The organism is Nocardioides coralli (genome assembly GCF_019880385.1).
In the GTDB taxonomy this organism is placed as follows: domain Bacteria; phylum Actinomycetota; class Actinomycetes; order Propionibacteriales; family Nocardioidaceae; genus Nocardioides; species Nocardioides coralli.
Map to the genome: position 1 here is coordinate 3,192,822 of NZ_CP082273.1, position 17,271 is coordinate 3,210,092.

At 72.5% G+C, this 17,271-nt stretch carries 18 protein-coding genes and 1 pseudogene; 7 read left to right on the plus strand and 12 right to left on the minus strand.

Annotation, left to right across the window (positions count from 1 at the left end):
• Positions 1 to 9: 9 nt before the first annotated feature.
• The 4 genes from K6T13_RS15740 to K6T13_RS15755 are packed head-to-tail and all read right to left on the minus strand — an operon-like array spanning position 10 to position 2,535.
• Positions 10 to 711: a hypothetical protein gene (locus tag K6T13_RS15740; protein ID WP_222895472.1), complete on the minus strand. Its 702-nt coding sequence runs from the start codon at positions 709 to 711 to the stop codon at positions 10 to 12.
• A gap of 4 nt (positions 712 to 715) precedes the next feature.
• The gene (locus tag K6T13_RS15745) at positions 716 to 1,729 is read right to left on the minus strand and encodes a hypothetical protein (protein ID WP_222895473.1); all 1,014 of its coding nucleotides are present in this window, start codon (positions 1,727 to 1,729) and stop codon (positions 716 to 718) included.
• A 30-nt stretch (positions 1,730 to 1,759) separates the two neighbouring features.
• Complete coding sequence (locus K6T13_RS15750; protein WP_222895474.1) at positions 1,760 to 2,236, minus strand: cupin domain-containing protein; 477 nt, start codon at positions 2,234 to 2,236, stop codon at positions 1,760 to 1,762.
• On the minus strand, positions 2,233 to 2,535 hold the full coding sequence (locus K6T13_RS15755; RefSeq protein WP_222895475.1) for a hypothetical protein: 303 nt from the start codon (positions 2,533 to 2,535) through the stop codon (positions 2,233 to 2,235). Before K6T13_RS15755 ends, K6T13_RS15750 begins: the two co-directional genes overlap by 4 nt.
• A gap of 106 nt (positions 2,536 to 2,641) precedes the next feature.
• Here K6T13_RS15755 and K6T13_RS15760 point away from each other — a divergent pair, with 106 nt between their 5' ends.
• On the plus strand, positions 2,642 to 3,781 hold the full coding sequence (locus K6T13_RS15760) for a helix-turn-helix domain-containing protein (protein WP_222895476.1): 1,140 nt from the start codon (positions 2,642 to 2,644) through the stop codon (positions 3,779 to 3,781).
• Between the two features lie 3 nt (positions 3,782 to 3,784).
• Here K6T13_RS15760 and K6T13_RS15765 read toward each other — a convergent pair whose 3' ends face one another.
• Entirely contained in the window at positions 3,785 to 5,158 is a 1,374-nt protein-coding gene (locus K6T13_RS15765; protein ID WP_222895477.1) for a threonine/serine exporter family protein, read from the minus strand.
• Between the two features lie 113 nt (positions 5,159 to 5,271).
• Positions 5,272 to 5,832: an NYN domain-containing protein gene (locus K6T13_RS15770; RefSeq protein WP_222895478.1), complete on the minus strand. Its 561-nt coding sequence runs from the start codon at positions 5,830 to 5,832 to the stop codon at positions 5,272 to 5,274.
• Between the two features lie 68 nt (positions 5,833 to 5,900).
• Here K6T13_RS15770 and K6T13_RS15775 point away from each other — a divergent pair, with 68 nt between their 5' ends.
• The 4 genes and pseudogenes from K6T13_RS15775 to K6T13_RS15790 all read left to right on the plus strand — a co-directional run bounded on the left by K6T13_RS15775 (position 5,901) and on the right by K6T13_RS15790 (position 8,537).
• Complete coding sequence (locus tag K6T13_RS15775; RefSeq protein WP_222895479.1) at positions 5,901 to 6,647, plus strand: MOSC domain-containing protein; 747 nt, start codon at positions 5,901 to 5,903, stop codon at positions 6,645 to 6,647.
• Positions 6,648 to 6,747: 100 nt separating this feature from the next.
• Positions 6,748 to 7,742, plus strand: a pseudogene (locus tag K6T13_RS15780) (DUF222 domain-containing protein); the annotation flags it as partial.
• Positions 7,743 to 7,787: 45 nt separating this feature from the next.
• Positions 7,788 to 8,057: an HNH endonuclease signature motif containing protein gene (locus K6T13_RS17515; RefSeq protein ID WP_283247965.1), complete on the plus strand. Its 270-nt coding sequence runs from the start codon at positions 7,788 to 7,790 to the stop codon at positions 8,055 to 8,057.
• Positions 8,058 to 8,132: 75 nt separating this feature from the next.
• Positions 8,133 to 8,537: a DoxX family protein gene (locus K6T13_RS15790; RefSeq protein ID WP_222895482.1), complete on the plus strand. Its 405-nt coding sequence runs from the start codon at positions 8,133 to 8,135 to the stop codon at positions 8,535 to 8,537.
• On the opposite strand, the gene clpB is transcribed toward K6T13_RS15790, so the two are convergent.
• Entirely contained in the window at positions 8,534 to 11,116 is a 2,583-nt protein-coding gene (clpB, locus tag K6T13_RS15795; RefSeq protein ID WP_222895483.1) for an ATP-dependent chaperone ClpB, read from the minus strand. The genes K6T13_RS15790 and clpB overlap by 4 nt on opposite strands.
• A gap of 187 nt (positions 11,117 to 11,303) precedes the next feature.
• Here clpB and K6T13_RS15800 point away from each other — a divergent pair, with 187 nt between their 5' ends.
• Entirely contained in the window at positions 11,304 to 11,792 is a 489-nt protein-coding gene (locus tag K6T13_RS15800; RefSeq protein WP_222895484.1) for a response regulator, read from the plus strand.
• Between the two features lie 3 nt (positions 11,793 to 11,795).
• Here K6T13_RS15800 and K6T13_RS15805 read toward each other — a convergent pair whose 3' ends face one another.
• The 3 genes from K6T13_RS15805 to K6T13_RS15815 form a co-directional block, all read right to left on the minus strand.
• Complete coding sequence (locus K6T13_RS15805) at positions 11,796 to 12,647, minus strand: Abi-alpha family protein (RefSeq protein ID WP_222895485.1); 852 nt, start codon at positions 12,645 to 12,647, stop codon at positions 11,796 to 11,798.
• The gene (locus tag K6T13_RS15810; protein WP_222895486.1) at positions 12,644 to 13,918 is read right to left on the minus strand and encodes a DUF445 domain-containing protein; all 1,275 of its coding nucleotides are present in this window, start codon (positions 13,916 to 13,918) and stop codon (positions 12,644 to 12,646) included. Before K6T13_RS15810 ends, K6T13_RS15805 begins: the two co-directional genes overlap by 4 nt.
• A 95-nt stretch (positions 13,919 to 14,013) precedes the next feature.
• The gene (locus K6T13_RS15815; protein WP_222895487.1) at positions 14,014 to 14,715 is read right to left on the minus strand and encodes a hypothetical protein; all 702 of its coding nucleotides are present in this window, start codon (positions 14,713 to 14,715) and stop codon (positions 14,014 to 14,016) included.
• Between the two features lie 135 nt (positions 14,716 to 14,850).
• Between K6T13_RS15815 and K6T13_RS15820 the strand changes: the two genes are divergently transcribed.
• Complete coding sequence (locus K6T13_RS15820; RefSeq protein WP_249423824.1) at positions 14,851 to 15,588, plus strand: pentapeptide repeat-containing protein; 738 nt, start codon at positions 14,851 to 14,853, stop codon at positions 15,586 to 15,588.
• Between the two features lie 79 nt (positions 15,589 to 15,667).
• Here K6T13_RS15820 and K6T13_RS15825 read toward each other — a convergent pair whose 3' ends face one another.
• Together K6T13_RS15825 and dnaJ are read right to left on the minus strand one after the other, a co-directional pair.
• On the minus strand, positions 15,668 to 16,090 hold the full coding sequence (locus K6T13_RS15825) for a heat shock protein transcriptional repressor HspR (RefSeq protein WP_222895488.1): 423 nt from the start codon (positions 16,088 to 16,090) through the stop codon (positions 15,668 to 15,670).
• Positions 16,090 to 17,265, minus strand: coding sequence for a molecular chaperone DnaJ (gene dnaJ, locus K6T13_RS15830; protein WP_222895489.1), 1,176 nt, complete (start codon positions 17,263 to 17,265; stop codon positions 16,090 to 16,092). The genes K6T13_RS15825 and dnaJ overlap by 1 nt, the downstream gene beginning before the upstream one ends.
• Positions 17,266 to 17,271 lie beyond the last annotated feature (6 nt).

The following is a 17,271-nucleotide window of genomic DNA, read 5'->3' on the forward strand; positions in this document are numbered from 1 at the left end:
GGGAGCGGCTCAGGCCACGGGGCCGTGCCCGTGGCTGGGCTGGCCGTCGCGCCCGGCGTACCAGTCGCTGGCACCGCCGGCGAAGAGGCAGATGATGACCGCCACAGCCGCGATCAGCGGGATCACCGACAGCCCGGACATGATGCTGACCAGGGAGAGCAGCGCCGTGAGCGCCGAGGAGACGACGAGCCCGATCCGGGCACCGTTGGAACGGCGCATCGCGAACACCGCGAGCACCATCGCCGCCACGCACCAGAGCAGGAAGACCACGACGACGACAGCCATGACCGAGACGATGTCACCGGGGTCGATGGCCTCGAAGCCCTGCTGGTTGCGCAGCTCGTCGACGAGCGTCTCCCGGGCGATCCCGAGGGCGACCAGCGTGAGGGCCAGCACCAGCAGCGTCACCCCGGACATGACGAGGGTGATCACACCTGCGGCCGTGACCGTCCCGGGACGCCCGCCGGACCCCTGGCCGGGGGCGCCGTACGCCGGTTGACCGTAGCCGGCCTGGCCGTAGCCCGCGCCGTAGGGCTGCTGGCCGTAGGGAACCGCCCCGTAGGGCGACTCCGGCTGGCCGTACTGCGGCTGCTGGCTGTACTGGGGCGGCTGGCCGTACGGGCTCTGCGAGGGGGGCGGGTAGGCCGGCGGCTGCTCGGCGTCGTTGCCCGACTGCTCGTGCGGCGGAGGGTTGCCGGTCGATTCACTCATGGCCTCATTGCACCACGTCGCGCCTGAACCATGCTCGGACCTCCGGCCGGTTCAGCAGGAGGACGGTCACGAGGCTGACCACGCCCGGGATGAGTGTCAGCAAAGAGGTGAGGGCCGCGAGCAGGCACAGCACCGCGCTCGCGACGGCCGACACGACCAGCGCCACGCGGCCCCAGCCGACACCGCGGTAGGCGGCGACGGCCAGCAGCATCGCGGCCACGGTCCACACCGCCCCCACCCCGACGGTGACGTACGTCGCGGTGCGCAGCAGGTCGAGGTCGGCTGCCGAGACCTCGCGGCCCTGTCGCTGCAGCTCGTCGAGCACGAGGTCGGTGTTGGTGACCAGCAGCGCCACGCTGGCCAGCATCGTCAGCAGCACCACGCTGCTGACGGCCCAGGTCAGCACGCAGGCCCACACGAGGGCGTCCGGGCGGCGCCGGGCCCGCGGCGGCTCCGTCGGCCACGCGGGCGCGCCGGTGCGGGGCGGCGGGTCCGAGGTCGTCGGGGCGCCGCTCCCAGCTCCCCACGGGTCGGGGCGGGCTGTCGTCGCGGTGTCCGGCACCGAGGAGCCGGCCCCCGCACGGCGCCCGGGGGTCTCCCCACGGAACCACTCGCCGGAGGGCCCCAGCCACAGCAGCAGCGAGGAGGCAGCGACCAGCGAGGTGAGGAACCCGCCCGTGGCGAGGCCGCCGATGAACAGCGGCGCCGCGAGCAGCGTCAGCCCGAGGCGGGCACGGTGGCTGCGTCGCAGCACGTGGTAGCCGAGGATGGCGGCCGCCGTAGCGCAGCCGGCCACGACCATCAGCGCCACCCGGAGCAGTCGCAGCGCACCCGGCACGTCCAGACCGAGGCCGTCACCCGGCGGCTCGCTCAGGAAGCTCGCGACAGCCTCCCGGTTCTCCAGCGAGTACAGCCCCGAGAGCTGGTCGGCGACGCCGACGACCACGCCGACCGAGCCGCCGATCACGACGGCGGCGGCCACGGTGGTGTGGGACGGGCGGGGCGCGGTCTCGCTCACCCGGTCATTGCATCACGCGAGCGGAAAGGCTCAGCCGAAGGTCAGGCCGTACCGCTCGAGCAGGGGGAGCGTCGCCGCCATGTCGGCCTCGCACCCGTACGGCGCCATGAAGGCGTCGAGGTCGACCTCGTCGGTCGCGGTGTCCAGCACCTTGAACGCCTCCTCCAGTCCGCCGGGCGTGATCAGCTCCAGCACGCGCGCGGGCTCGTCGCCGGCGTTCCAGAAGGTGTGCCACTCGTGACGCGGCTTGAAGACGAGGTCGCCCACGCCGGCCACGACCTCCTGGCCCTCGGCAAGGAACCAGACGCGCCCCTCGAGGATGAGGCTGAACTCGTCCTCCTGGGTGTGCCGGTGCAACGGAGCGGCGATCGCGTGCGGCGCCAGCAGGTGCTCGACCACGGCGAGGTTTCCGCCCCAGTCCGCCGAGTCGACGAGGAACCGGTCCCGGACACCGGCCTTCGGCCCGAGCACCAGCCCGTCGCGGGGACCGAGGACCCGGCGCGTCACGGCCGCCCTCCGCCCGGTCGGGAGGTCGCGACGTCGTCGTAGATCTCGACGCTGTCGATGCGGAAGGGCACGTCGGGGTCGTGGTACTCCCGCGGTGCTCGGGCCGCGGCCTCCGCCGCGGCCCCGGAGTCGAACTCGACCACGCCGATCCCGCGGCGGCCGTCGACGCTCACGTGCCACGACCCCGCCACGAACCCCTCCTGCTCGTGCGCCCAGGTCACCACGTCGGCGCGCAGGTGCCGCACCACCTCGTCGCGGAACTCTGGCTGACACGTCATGCGGACGACCATCGTGCTCATCGGGTGCTCCTCTCGTGGAGCCACGACGCTAGGGCGACCTGCCGGGCGGACGACATCCCAGATTTCTCCAGTTCCGCAGCATGGGCGGCGGCCGTAGCCTGCTGGGGTGACCGCTCGCGACCACCAGCGGGCCCTCGACAAGGTCGCCCGGATCTCCGCCCAGGCGGGAGACCTCGCGACGTTGTGGACGGGCGTCACCGAGGTGCTCGCCGACACGATCCCCTTCTACTGGACGCCGTGCTTCTACACCGTCGACCCGGCGTCGATCCTCGTCACCAGCCACTTCCACGACGGACTGGCGGAGTTCCCGGCGGAGTGGCTGCGCCAGGAGTACGACGGCCAGGACGTGCACACGATCGCCGACGTCGTCGCCTCCCCGTCGGGCGTCACGACGCTGCACGAGGTGACCGGTGGCGAGCCGCGGTCCACGCGCCGGTGGCAGCAGAACATCGAGCTCGGCGGCGACCAGGAGATGCTCGCCCGGCTCCGGACGCGGTCGGGCGAGACCTGGGGCGTGGTCGGGCTCTACCGCGAGCCCGACCGGCCGCTCTTCGACGCCGCGGACCAGACGTTCCTCCGTGAGGCCTCACCGGCGCTGGCCGACGGCGTACGCCGCGCGCTCCTGCTCGGCGAGGCGACCGAACCCCAGTGGCCCGACTCCCCGGGGCTGGTGATCCTCGGGCCCGACCTCGAGGTCGACTCGCTGTCGCCGGGAGCCGAGGAGTGGCTGGACGAGCTTGCCGACAGCGGGCCCGGCCACCTGCCGCCCGCCGTCCTGTCGGTGGCGAAGGCCGCGGTCGCCGGCGCGGCGGCCGGTGAGGTCTCGATGGCGCGAGCCCTCTCGCGCCACGGCGCCTGGGTGGTGCTCCACGGGGCGCCCCTGCGCGGCGACGTCGACGGTCGCGTCGCCGTCATCATCGAGCCCGCGAACCCCGACCGCATCCTGCCGCTCTTGATGTCCGTCTACGGCCTGACGGAGCGGGAGAAGCAGGTCGTCGGGCTGGTGCTGCAGGGCCTGCCGACCGCCCGGATCGCCGGGCGGCTCTTCGTGTCCACCAGCACCGTCCAGCAGCACCTGACGAGCATCTTCGACAAGGTCGGCGTGCGCAGCCGCGGCGACCTTGTGGCCCGGCTGTTCTTCACGCACTACGAGCCGCGGTTCCGCGACAACGAGCACCGGACGTCGGCGCAGCTGCCGATGCGGGGCGGGCCCGAACCGGCCGGCGAAGCCGCGGGACCACCCTGACGGTCAGGGGCGCGGCGGCTCGGTGAACGAGGCCTCGGTGCGGACCCGGCCGGCGGCCTTCACCCGGCGGCGCAGCCGGCGTACCTGCTCGCTCACCGGACGGCCGAGGTAGGTGCCGAGCGTCGCGCCGGCCGCGATCCCGAGCGCGGTCAGGACGCCCACGAGCAGGGTCCGGCCCCCGGCCACGATGGCGGGGTTGGCCGGGTCGCGGGCCATCATCTGCAGCAGCCCGTTGAGCAGGGTGAGCCCCGGCACCAGCGGCAGCAGGGCCCCGCTCTCCATGCCGAAGCCGGGTGCGTGGGTACGCCGCACCACCAGCGTCGCGAGGAAGCCGACCGCGAGCGCCCCGAGGGTGTTGGCCACGACCTCTGAGCCGTCGAGCGAGGTGAAGAACAGGTAGGCCCCGAAGCCGATCAGCGCGATCACCGTGGTCAGCGCGGCCATGACCCAGTCGGCGTAGCCGTAGACCGCGAAGGACAGCGAGATCAGCCCGGCCCCGGCGAACTGTGCCCACAGCGGGGCCTCGGAGACGGGGTTGTTGAGGATCTCGAAGGCGATGCCCTGGCTCTCCAGGATGTCGAGGGCGACCAGGATCCCCGCGACGATGCCGCCCGTCCGCATGACGACCTCGAGGACCCGCGCGGACGCCGTGACGTAGAACTGGTCGATCGCGTCCTGCACCGCCCCGACGATCATCACGCCGGCCAGCAGCATCACGATGCCGCCGACGACGATCAGGGTGGGATCGATGCCGACGAAGGGCCACACGCCCCGCCGGCCGAGCTGGTGGACGCCGGCGGCGACCATCGTCATCGCACCAGCCACCAGCGCCTGGCTGAAGAAGGGCGGCACCCGCTTCTCACCGAGGAACCACTGCAACCGGTCCATCGTCGTTGCGGCCGCGAAGGACACCACGACCAGCACCCAGGAGGCGGAGAACATGAGAGCCGCGCCCGAGGCGATGCCACCCGCGCCCAACATCGACACCCACCGGGGGTAGGGCGTGGGGTCGTAGGAGAGCTTCTCGTAGGCCTCCGTCGCCTCGGTGATCGTCAGCTCGTGCGCCTCGATCGCGTCGAGGAGCCGGTCGAGGCCCCCCACCTTCGTGTAGTTGACCACCAGCGGCTGCACCACGCGGCTGACCGTCAACGGCTGGCGCTTCGGTCCCCGGTGGTGGGTCACCGTGATCGAGGTGTAGGTGAGGTCGACGTGGACCCCGGTCAGGTCGTAACCGCGCGTGACCCGCAGCATCTGCACCACCACGTCGTTGGCCGACATGCCGGACGCCAGCAGGTGGTCGCCGATCCGCATCGCGAGGTCGAGCACGGGCATCGAGGCAGCCCGCGTCGAGGTGCGGGCACGGGTCTGGGTGGTCACCCCAGCATCGTGACAGCCGCGACCCCCGGAGGGGCAACCGTCGGCGGAGTGCGTCGCGTCACGCGCTCGGGAGATTGCCCCCGAGACCCTCCGGTTGGCAGACCGGGAGCCTGCTACAGGAACTGGGCGGGGTCGAACTCGTCGATCGGGATGACCCGCACGCGCGGCAGCCGCTCGTTGAACGCCAGCACGTCGTACTCCAGGTCGAACGTCAGGAGACCGCGCTCCGCCAGCTCCACGAAGGCGTGGTTGCGAAATTCGACGAACCCGACGACCCCGACGCGCCGACCATCGAGCAGGTCGCCGACCTCGTCGACGAAGTCGCCGTCGTTGCTGACGAGGAGGACGTCCGCGTCCCGCCGCCGGATCTCCGCGAGAGTCCGCTGGATCGCGATGTCGACCACCTTGTCGCCCGCACCACCCGAGAGCGGGATCGGCCGGTAGCCGATGGCCAGCAGGGCCTGGACGAACGCCATGGGGAGCTCGTTGTTGGCGGCGAGGAAGAACAACCCGCTGGCCGGCTGGTCCCAGCGTTCCTCCGCAAAGCGCAGCAGCCGTTCCCAGCGCGGGCGATCCTCCGGTCGCGGCCTCCGGTTCAGGATGGCGGTGCCGAGGGTGGCGTCGATGTTCTCCCCGTCGACGAGGACGTACGTGGTTCGCTGGGCCTCGTCCATGAGAGGAGAGTACGACCGCTCCACGGTCCCAGCCGCGCGTCGCGCGGCGACGGTGACAGGATCGCCGCATGCAGGTCGCCCGGATCGGTCTCTCGCCGATCAAGGGCAGCCAGCACGTGACCCGGCGCTCGACCAGCCTCGCAGCGTCCGGCCCCGTCGGCGACCGGGCGTTCTGCCTGCTCGACCCGGCGACTGACCGCTGCCTGCGCACCGTCGACCACCCGGAGCTGCTCAGGACTCGTGCATCCTGGGACGGGAGCACGCTGGCCGTCGCCCTCCCGTCGGGCGACGTCCTCGGCACACCGGCTCCGAGCGACGACCGACGCACCGTGGACTACTGGGGCCGGGCCGTCGCCGTCGAGGTCGTGGACGGGCCGTGGGCCTCGGCGTTCTCCGACCACCTCGGCCGCTCCGTCCTCCTGGCCGCGAGCCGCCCCGGCGACGTCGTCTACGGCTCCGCGGTGACCATCGTGACGAGCGCGTCGCTCGACCAGCTCGCGGCCGACGTCGGGGCGCCCGTCGACCCGGCCCGGTTCCGCGCGACCTTCCAGGTGGACGGCGACGTGCGTCCCTTCGAGGAGGTCGGCTGGGTCGGCCGCACGGTCCGCGTCGGAACGGCGGTGGTCCGGGTGCGTCAGGCGGTCCCCCGGTGTCGCGTGATCGACGTCCACCCGACCTCCGGAGTCCGTGACCTCGACCTGCTGCCCGTGCTCGCGCAGCGCCAGCAGCAGTCGGTCACCTTCGGCATCGACGCGGACGTCGTGAGCCCGGGCCACGTCGCGACGGGGGACAGCGTCAGCCTCGTGCCCGGCTGATGTGCCAGACGTTGATGCCCGCGCGCGTGACGACGCAAGCCCTGTGGAGACGGGGTTCTGAGGCGGTCGGAGTGTCAGTGGTCCCGGGTTGAATCGGGTCATGGCGATCACCCCGCTCCCCAACCCCACACCACCCGGTGTGGTGGGGTCGGCGTGCGCGGAGATCGACCTGCTGTCCGGCCAGTTCTGGGCCGCCCGAGACAGCGGCGAGCTTGTCGAGACCGTCGTGGAGCTGCAGCGGCTCAAGGCCAAGGCCGCCGCCCTGGAGGCTGAGCTGCTCACCGAGATCGACGCCCGCCACACCGCCAAGCAGGACCTCGGCTGGGGGTCCACCGCCGACTGGTACACCCACACCGCCGGCACCAGTCGCCGCGCGGGCCGCCGCACCGTCCACCACGCCGCGATCATGGTCACCGAGCGGACCGCCACCCACGACGCGCTGCGTGCCGGCGCGGTGTCACCCGCCCAAGCGGCGATCGTCCTCGACGCGTGTGAGCAACTCCCGCACGCCGCCGACGTCCGCGACCGCGGTGAGGCGTTCCTGCTCGACCACGCCGGCCGGCTCAACGCCAGCGACCTCCACCGTGCCGGGCGCCACCTCGCCGCCGTCATCGACCCCGACCGCGACGAACGCAAGGCCGAGCAAGCGCTCGACCGCGAGGACCGCGCCGCCCACCTCGGCCGGTTCCTCACCATCACCGACGACGGCGCGGGTGGGGTCCGTCTCAAGGGCCGCGGCACCACCGAGGACGCCGCGTGGCTGCGCGCCGCCCTCCTCCCCCTCACCAAGCCCGTCGCCGCCATGGATCCGGTGACGTGCGCGGAGCAGCCGGATCCCCGCGACCACGGCGCCCGGTGTGGGACGCCCTCACCGAGCTCGCCCACCACGCGCTCGACACCGAGCGGATCCCCCACAGCCACGGCACCCGCCCCCGCCTCGCCGTCACGATTCCCGCCGACGTCCTCAGCGGCCGGGCCGCCGGGGTCGGGGTCAGCGAGGACGGCCTGGACATCGCCGGGACTGCAGTGCGCCGGATGGCGTGTGATGCCGACCTGATCCGGGTCCTCCTCGGACCCGACGGCGAGGTTCTCGACGTCGGCCGCCGCCACCGCCTCATCACCCCGGGCCTCTGGACCGCCCTGGTCGCCCGCGACCACCACTGCGCCTTCCCCGGCTGCACCCGGCCACCCGTCATGGGACACGCCCACCACATCCGCCACTGGGCCGACGGCGGCACCACGTCGCTCGAGAATCTCGTGCTGCTCTGCGGCCATCACCACAGGACGGTGCACCACACCCCGTGGCAGGTCCGGCTCAGCCCGGACGACCGGCAGCCCGAGTTCCTGCCACCGCCCCGGCACGCCCACCCACCACCCGTCTGGATCCGACACCGGGCCAGGCTCGAGTAGGCACCGGCCTCCTGCCCTCGACCGGTCCGTGACGACCGCACGAGGAACACCCGTGAGACCCGTAGGCTCGGCGGCATGAGCCTGGCGCGCACCGGCGCCCGGCTGCTGCTCGGCACCGCGATGGTGGCGGCCGGGGTGGCCCACCTGACGTCGCTGCGCAGCGAGTTCCGGGCCCAGGTGCCCGACTGGATGCCGGTCGACGACGACCTCGTCGTCGTCGCGTCGGGCGTCGCCGAGATCGGCCTCGGCGCCGCCTTCGTCGCGCTGCCGCGGCACCAGCGCACCATCGGCATCCTGCTGGCCGCCTTCTTCGTCGCGATCTTCCCCGGCAACGTCGCGCAGTACGTCGAGGGCACCGACGCGTTCGGCCTCGACACCGACCGCAAGCGGTTCCTGCGGCTCTTCTTCCAGCCGGTGCTGATCCTGTGGGCACTCGTCGCGGGCGGAGTCCTGCCCCGCCGGCGCCACCGGGATGCCTAGCGCAGCACCAGCTCGCCGTCGGTCACGTCGACGGTGACCTCCCCACCGTCGGTGACCTCGCCGGCGATGAGCTGCCGGGCGAGCGGGTCGCCGATGGCGGTCTGGATCAGCCGGCGCAGCGGCCGGGCGCCGTAGGCCGGGTCGTAGCCGGTGTCGGCCAGCCACTGCTTCGCGGCGTCGGTGACGGCGATGGCGATCCGGCGGACAGCCAGCCGCTTCTCGAGCAGCGCCAGCTGCAGGTCGACGATGTGCGCCAGGTCCTCCTTGGACAGGGCGTCGAAGACGACGACCTCGTCGAGCCGGTTGAGGAACTCGGGCTTGAACGACGCCCGCACCACCGACATCACCGACTCGCGGCGCTTCTCCGGGTCGAGCGTCGGGTCGACGAGGAAGTTCGAGCCCAGGTTGCTGGTGAGGATCAGCAGCGTGTTGCGGAAGTCGACCGTGCGCCCCTGGCCGTCGGTGAGCCGCCCGTCGTCGAGCACCTGGAGCAGGATGTCGAAGACCTCCGGGTGGGCCTTCTCGACCTCGTCGAGGAGCACCACGGAGTAGGGGCGGCGACGCACCGCCTCGGTGAGCTGACCACCCTCCTCGTAGCCGACGTAGCCCGGGGGCGCCCCGACCAGCCGTGCCACCGAGTGCTTCTCCGAGTACTCGCTCATGTCGATGCGCACGATCGCCCGCTCGTCGTCGAACAGGAAGTCAGCCAGCGACTTCGCCAGCTCGGTCTTGCCGGTGCCGGTCGGACCGAGGAACAGGAACGAGCCGGTAGGACGGTTGGGGTCGCTGATCCCGGCCCGCGAGCGGCGCACGGCATCGCTGACCGCGTTGACCGCGGCGTGCTGGCCGATCAGCCGCTCGCCGATCACCTCCTCCATCTCGAGCAGCTTGGCGGTCTCGCCCTGCAGCATCCGGCCGGTCGGGATACCGGTCCAGGCCTCCACGACCTCGGCGATCTGCTCGGCGCCGACCTCCTCGCCGACGAGCGGCTCGATGTCGGCGGCCTCGGCCTCCTGCACCTGCTGGATCTGGTCCTCCAGCGCCGGGATCCGGCCGTAGAGGATCTCGCTCGCCTTGCCCAGCTCGCCCTCACGTTGCAGCCGCTCGGCCTCGATGCGGAGCTGGTCGAGCTGGCGGCGCAGCTCCCCCTCGCCCTGCAGCTGGTCCTTCTCTCGCTCCCAGCGGACCTCGAGGCCGCGCAACGCCTCCTCCTTGTCGGCGAGGTCCTGGCGCAGGTTCTCCAGCCGCTCGCGCGAGGCGTCGTCGGTCTCCTTGTCGAGGGCGAACTCCTCCATCTGCAGCCGCTGCACCTGGCGCCGGAGCTCGTCGATCTCCTCCGGCGAGGACTCGTGCTCCATCCGCAGCCGAGACGACGCCTCGTCGATGAGGTCGATGGCCTTGTCGGGCAGCTGGCGGCCCGTGATGTAGCGGTCGCTCAGCGTCGCGGCCGCCACGAGGGCGGCGTCGGTGATGCGGACGCCGTGGTGCGCCTCGTACTTCTCCTGGATGCCACGCAGGATCTGCACCGTGTCCTCGACGCTCGGCTCACCGACGTAGACCTGCTGGAACCGCCGCTCGAGCGCCGGGTCCTTCTCGATCCGCTCGCGGTACTCGTCGAGCGTCGTCGCCCCGATCATGTGGAGCTCGCCGCGGGCCAGCATCGGCTTGAGCATGTTGCCGGCGTCCATCGCGGAGTCGCCGCCGGCACCGGCGCCGACGACGGTGTGGAGCTCGTCGATGAACGTGATGACCTGTCCGCCGGCGTCCTTGATCTCCTCGAGCACGGCCTTGAGCCGCTCCTCGAACTCGCCGCGGTACTTCGCGCCGGCGACCATGCCGACCAGGTCGAGGCTGAGCAGCCGGCGGCCCTTGAGGGAGTCGGGCACGTCGCCGTCGACGACTCGCTGAGCGAGACCCTCCACCACGGCGGTCTTGCCCACGCCGGGCTCGCCGATCAGCACCGGGTTGTTCTTGGTACGTCGGGAGAGCACCTGCACCACCCGTCGGATCTCGGCGTCGCGGCCGATGACGGGGTCGAGCTTTCCCTCCTCGGCGGCGCGGGTCAGGTCGACGGAGTACTTGTCAAGGGCCTCGTAGGTCGCCTCGGCCTCCTGGCTGGTCACCCGGCGGTTGCCGCGCACGGCCGTCAGACCCTCGCGGAGCCCGTCGGCGGTGAGCCCGGCGGAGGTCAGCGCGTCACGCGCCGGCGACTCCACCGTCGCGAGGGAGATCAGCAGGTGCTCGGTGGCGACGTAGTCGTCCTTCATCGACGAGGCCAGGTCGAGGGCCCCCGCCAGCACGCGCGTCAGCGCGGCCGACGCCGCTGGCTGCTGCACCGTCGCGCCGGTGGCGCGGGGCAGGCCGTCGACGAGCTGCTCGGCCCGAGCGGTGAGCGCCGAGGCATCGGCCCCGGCGCGCGCCACGAGGCTCCGCGCCGTCCCGTCCTCCTGGCGCAGCAGCGCGAGCAGCACGTGCACCGGTTCGGTCGTGGAGTTGCCCGCCGTGGTCGCCGACAGCTGCGCCGCCTCGATGACCTCGCGGCTGCGCGTGGTGAACTTCTCGGCCCCGAACTGGCTCACGTCTGGTCCTCCTGCCCTGACTGCCCGAGTGGTCCCTGCCGACCCACGGTGACGACACCTCACCCAACGTCGAGAAGGTTGAGTCTGTTCCACTCAACTTCGGCGAATCCCCGAAGCGTGGGGCAATCCTCCGAGTTCAGAGTCGCCGACGCTAGGATCGTGGCGGACGGAGACGAAGGGGAACACCATGGGTCTGGGCAAGCTGTTCGGCAGGAAGGATCCCGAGCCCGCTCCTGCCCCCGTCGAGGAAGACCAGGAGATCGCCGGCCTCAAGGTCGTCATCGTCGACGACGACCCGGACGCCCGCGACTTCATGCGCATGGGCCTCGAGGTCGGCGGCTTCGAGGTCGTCGGTGAGGGCGGCGACGGCGCGTCCGCGCTGCAGGCGGTCCAGGACCACCAGCCCGACCTCGTCCTGGTCGACCTCCACATGCCCGACATCGGCGGGCTCGAGCTGCTGCCCAGGCTGAAGGAGGCCCACTGGGCCGCCAAGTACGTCGTGGTCTCGGCGATCGGCGCCACCAGGATGGTCGAGGCGGCGATGGAGGCCGGCGCGGTCGGCTTCATCGAGAAGGGCGTCTCCCCCCGCAGCATCAACCTCCACCTGCAGAAGGTGGCCGCGGCCGGCTCGGTCAAGGTGGTCCGCCCCTACCCGCTCAACCACGAGTATCCCTAGGCCTCAGGACGCCCCGTCCCCCGGCTGCCCGTGCATCGGGTACTCCGTGGCGTCATCGGCCGGCAGCAGCACCGCGCGGCAGAAGTCCTCACCGAACGGGGTGAGGTGGATGCTGCGCCGCACCACCTTCGTGAACCGCTCCGCGTGCATCGCCTCGAGCACGTCGGGCTGCGCCTCCAGCACCTGGTACTCCATCGGGTCGGTCAGCTGTTCGCGCGAGAACCACACCAGCCCGAGCCGGTGGAGGTTGTCGAGGTAGGCGTGCACCCGTTCCAGGTAGCGGCAGCCGGCCCGAGGACCGATCATCGTCAACCCGGCCGCGACGAGTCGGCTGTGCACCACACCGACCGGCCCGCCGGTCCGCACGTCGACACTGGGTTGGGGGCCGGAGCGCACCAGGAGCAGCAGCACCCGGGCCTCGTCGGGTGCGAGGTCGCCGAGGATCCGGGAGAACGCCGGGTGCTGCCCCTCCTCGGCCCAGACGTCGCGTGAGCGCTTTAGCAGGTCGGCGCCCCGCTCCCGCAGCGTCGCGTGGTCCTCGACCGGGTCCTGCCGCTCGGTCGCGTCGGCCTCGACCTCGGCGGCCGTGGCCAGGGCCCGGTGGAGAGGGACACCCCGGGCCACCGCACGGCCGATGTCGGTGATCGTCCCGACGGTGACGCCGAGCTCCTGGGCGAGCCCGACGGCCACGGCCGGGTCACGCGTCGCGGCCACCAGTCGGCGTACGGTCCGCGCCGACGCGAGCACGCTCCACTGCGCGGCGTTGAGTCCCGTCACCGCAGCGATCCGGGCCAGTCCGGGGACGGCGCCGACCGCACCGTTCACCCGCGACGGCTCCCTGTCGTCGTGGCTCATCCGCCTCCCACCCCGAAGATCCACAGGTGCAGCAGCCCCCCGCCGAAGCCCATGATGGCGCCGTGGGCGTAGAGCATCCACTCGTCCTCCCGGATCGCGGCCCGCATCATCTCCACGAAGTCCCGCGGCGGCAGCTCGCGGGTCCGCGTCGCGATGAGGGCGCGGATCTTGTCGGCCTGGGCCTGGCTGAACTCCTCGTCCTGGAACGGCGTGAGGGTGTACTCGACCCCCTCGCGCGCGATCGCGCTGCGGATCGAGTCGTAGCGGCCCCGACCCAGCGCCACCTTGACCGCGGGACGCACCACGCCGGCGGCCTGGTCGATGGCCGGCCCGAGCGCGTCACCGAGCATCTGGCGGGTCCGGTCGCCGCGCGGGCCGTTGAGGAGGAAGTCGCCGATGTTGCGCAGCGTGATCACGTCCTCGGCGATGATCCCGGCGTAGACCTCGGCGGCCTCGCTCTGGCGCCGTGGGAAGAGCCCGTGCACCCGGAAGCCGAGGATCCGCCGCGGCTCCGGCGGCTCGAAGATCAACCACATGCCGAGCGCGTTGGTCACCCACCCGACGATGACGCCGAGCACCGGCAGCAGCCACCACTGGTGGAAGGTGAAGTCGAGGACGGCGACCGGGATGCCCAGCAGGAAGCCGAAGACGCCGCCGAACCACACCATGAGGTTGAGCTCGCGCTGCCCGAAGTCACGGAAGATGCGGACCACGAGCGCGGGGTTCTGCCGGAAGTGCTCGATGACCATCAGCTTGGGGTCGAGCAGCTGGTCGATGTGCTTGCCGATCTCGGTGGTGATCCGGCGTACGACGCCGGGCAGCTGCTCCTGGACCCGGGCCACGACCGCGCGCCGGCCGGCCGGGGGCAGGTCGCGCCACAGCGTCGGGTGCTCGGCCTGCATGACCTCGTCGATGAGGCCCGGCAGCTCGGGCCCGAACAGCTCGACGATGTGCTCGGCGATCCGGTCGGGCTCGAGGTTCTCGTAGAACTCCGCGGGGGTGCCGAGCTTGGCGATGGCCTTGTCGACGGCGATCGAGCCCATCTTCGCGGCCCGGGCGGGGATGATCCCCTGCCAGCCGATGCCGCCCTGGAGGATGCCGGGCACCTCCTGGGCCTTGCGCGGCAGCACCGAGGACAGCTCACGCAGACCGCGCACCCGCATCCCGTGGAAGCGCACCGGCCGGAAGAGCATGACCAGGCCGGTCCAGTTGATCAGCCAGCCGACCACGCCGGTGAACACCGGGATCGACCAGAAGACCACCCAGTCCACGGACCAGACCCTCCCTCCTCGTCGAGAGCAACGGTGATGCACCGGGCCAGGTCACGCACGCACCGGGAGCCGGATCGTACCGCCGTCGTGCCGGCTCAGGCGGGGGCGTCGCCCCAGGCCAGCTCGTCACCGAAGGGGTTGTCGCAGAAGAGGACCGACCAGTGCACGCAGCCGAGGTCCTCCTCGACCAGCTCCACCTCGTGGTCGAGCACGAGCCAGTCGACCCCCGGGTCGAAGAGCTCCGGGCTCCCCGTGACGGCTCGAGACGGCTGGCTGTCGCGCGGCTCGACCCCGACCAGGCACCACGGCCGGTCCATGACCACCTCGCGGTCCCAGCCGCCGGCGACGTACGACGCCGTGCCGGTGGGGCCGTGCGCGACGGCGGTGCAGCCGAGCGACTCCACCTGGCGCAGACCCTCGAGGCCGGGGACGCCGTCGACCAGCGCCCGGGCAGCACGCAGGTCCTCGACCTGCCACGCCGCGACCGACCGCAGCGTGCACACCTCCCGGTAGCTCTGCACCATCCACCCCGCGTCGCGGGTCTCGAAGGAGCACTCCTGGACCAGCCAGGTCCGGTCGGGACGGCGGGACGCGGTCGCGCTCACCTGCTGCTGTCGCTCCCGTGCCGCCGGCACCGTCTCGGCGAGGCGCTGGGTGATCTGGCCGGCGAGCTCGTCCCGGTGGGCGCTCGCCGCCACCAGTGCGCCGACGTTGACGAAGAGGTAGCCCAGGAGCACCAGCCCCACGACGGCGGCGCCCAGCTTGGCGAGGACGCGGAGCACCCGGGAGACGGTCATGCCCAGACCGTAGGGGCGGGTGGGCCTCCGCAGGTGGTCCCCGATACTCAGCCGGCGTGACACGATGGGGCGGTGCCGGGGGAGACGACACACGGGCTGACGGCCGACTGCAGCCGATGCTTCGGCCTGTGCTGCGTGCTCCTGCCGTTCCGGCGGGAGGGTGGCTTCGGGGCCGACAAGGCCGGCGGGGTGCCGTGCGGCCACCTCGACGTCGACGACCACTGCACCATCCACGACACCCTGCGCCGGGACGGCTGGAGCGGCTGCGCGACGTTCGACTGCTTCGGCGCCGGCCAGCACGTCTCCCAGGTGATCTACGGCGGGGTCTCGTGGCGCGAGGGCGCGAACCTCGGGGAGATGGCCGCGGTGCTGTCGGTGGTGCGGCAGCTCCACGAGATGCTCTCCCACCTCGCTGAGGTGGGCCGGCGCGCGCCGGACCCGGACGCCGCCCGCCTGAGCGCGGAGATCGTCGCACTCACCCACGCCGAGCCCATCACGCTGCTCACCGCGGACCTCGACACGCTGCGGTCCCGGGTCAGCCCGGTGCTGCGGGCCGCGACCGTCCGGCTGCACGGGCGGGCGCAACCGATGCCGGCCGACCTCGTCGGGGCCGACCTGGCGGGTGCGGACCTCTCCCGCGCCGACCTGCGCGGGGCGAGCCTGGTCCGGGCCGACCTGCGCGGTGCCGAGCTGGCGCGGGCCGACCTGCTCGGAGCGGACCTGCGCGACGCCGACGTACGTGGCGCGCGACTCGGGCAGGCGTGGTTCGTGAGCCAGCCCCAGCTCAACGGGTCCGTCGGCGACGGCGCCACGACGATCCCGTCGCAGCTGACCCGCCCCGCGCACTGGGCCGACCGATCGCGCGCTCGGTAACGCAACGTCCGTGACCCTCCCGGGACGTTGTGGCGTACCGGGAGCGAGCCGGACGTTGCGTTACCCGGCCTTGGGGGGCTCAGCGGCCGCGGCGCCAGATCACGACGGACTGGCCGACGTCGGGCGGGCGCAGGGCCGGGAGCCGGTCGCGGACCGGTCGGGCCGCCATCGCCTGGCGCAGCGACTCGCGGGTCGCGTCGAGCTCGGCGGCGAGCTCGGCGTTGCGCGCCCGCAGCGCGGTCACCTGGTTCTCGAGCTCGAGGAGCCGTCGGACGCCCTCGACCCCCACGCCGGCCGAGGTCAGCTCGGCGATCGATCGAAGCCGCTCGATGTCACGGTGGGAGTAGCGGCGACCGCCCCCGGCCGTGCGACCGGGGGTGATCAGCCCCATCCGCTCGTAGGCGCGAAGCGTCTGCGGGTGAAGGCCCGAGAGCTCCGCGGCGACGGAGATGACGTAGACGGCCGCCTCGGGTCCCGGGGCGTCGAACACCGGCCCGGTCATCACGCGCCTCCGCCCTCGAAGAGGTTGGCCCGCAGCGGCTTCCCGACGGTCGCGGCGCGGTAGGCCTCCACGGCCTCGCGGGCCTCGCTGTCGAGCACCGCCGGCACCTGGACGTCGACGGTGGCGAGCAGGTCGCCGTTGGTGCCGTCGCGTCGCCGCGCTCCCTTGCCGCGCACGCGGAAGGTGCGGCCGTTGGGAGTCCCGGCCGGGATCTTCAGCGTCACGGGAGCCCCGCCGAGGGTCGGGATCTTGATCTCGGCGCCCAGCGCCGCCTCGTCGAAGGCGACCGGGACGTCGAGGGTCAGGTTGTCGCCCGTGCGCCCGAAGATCTTGTGGGGGCGCACCTTCACCGTCACGAACAGGTCGCCGGCCGGACCGCCGTTCTCGCCCGCACCGCCCTTGCCCTTGAGCCGGATGCGCTGGCCGTCGCGCACCCCGGCGGGGATCCGGGCCTGGATCGACCGCGCGGACGTGCCACGCCCCGAGCCGTGGCAGGTCGGGCACGGCTCGTCGTAGACGAGCTGCCGTCCCCCACAGGCGGGGCAGGTCTCGTTCATCGAGAACGCACCGCCCGCGGAGACGACGACGAACCCCGCTCCCTCGCACTCGGTGCAGATGTGGGGCTTGGTCCCGGGCTTGCCCCCGGTGCCTGAGCAGGTCGGGCATGGGGCGTCGGAGGTGAGGCGCAGCGAGATCGTGACGCCGTCCATCGCCTCGGTGAAGCCGATGGTGGCCGTCGTCTCCACGTCGGCCCCCCGTTGCGGCCGCGGCTGGGTGCGGGCCCGCGTGCCGCCGCCGAACATGTCGCCGAAGAGGTCGCTGAAGCCGCCCCCGCCACCGCCCCCGCGGGCCCGGTCGCCGAACAGGTCGCTGACGTCGAAGCCACCACCGAAGCCGCCCTGGGGGAAGCCGAAGCCCCCCGAGGAGTAGGCGGCCCGGACCTCGTCGTACTTCTTGCGACGCTCCGGGTCACCCACGACGTCGTAGGCCTCGGCGACCTGCTTGAACGTGTCGTGCTTGGCGGTGTCGCCGGGGTTGGAGTCGGGGTGGTTGTCGCGCGCGAGCTTGCGGTAGGCCTTCTTGATCTCCTCGGCCGAGGCGTCCTTCTTCACACCGAGGACCTGGTAGAAGTCCTTGGTCGCCCAGTCCGCGCGCACCCCTTCGTTGCTGCTCACTCACCC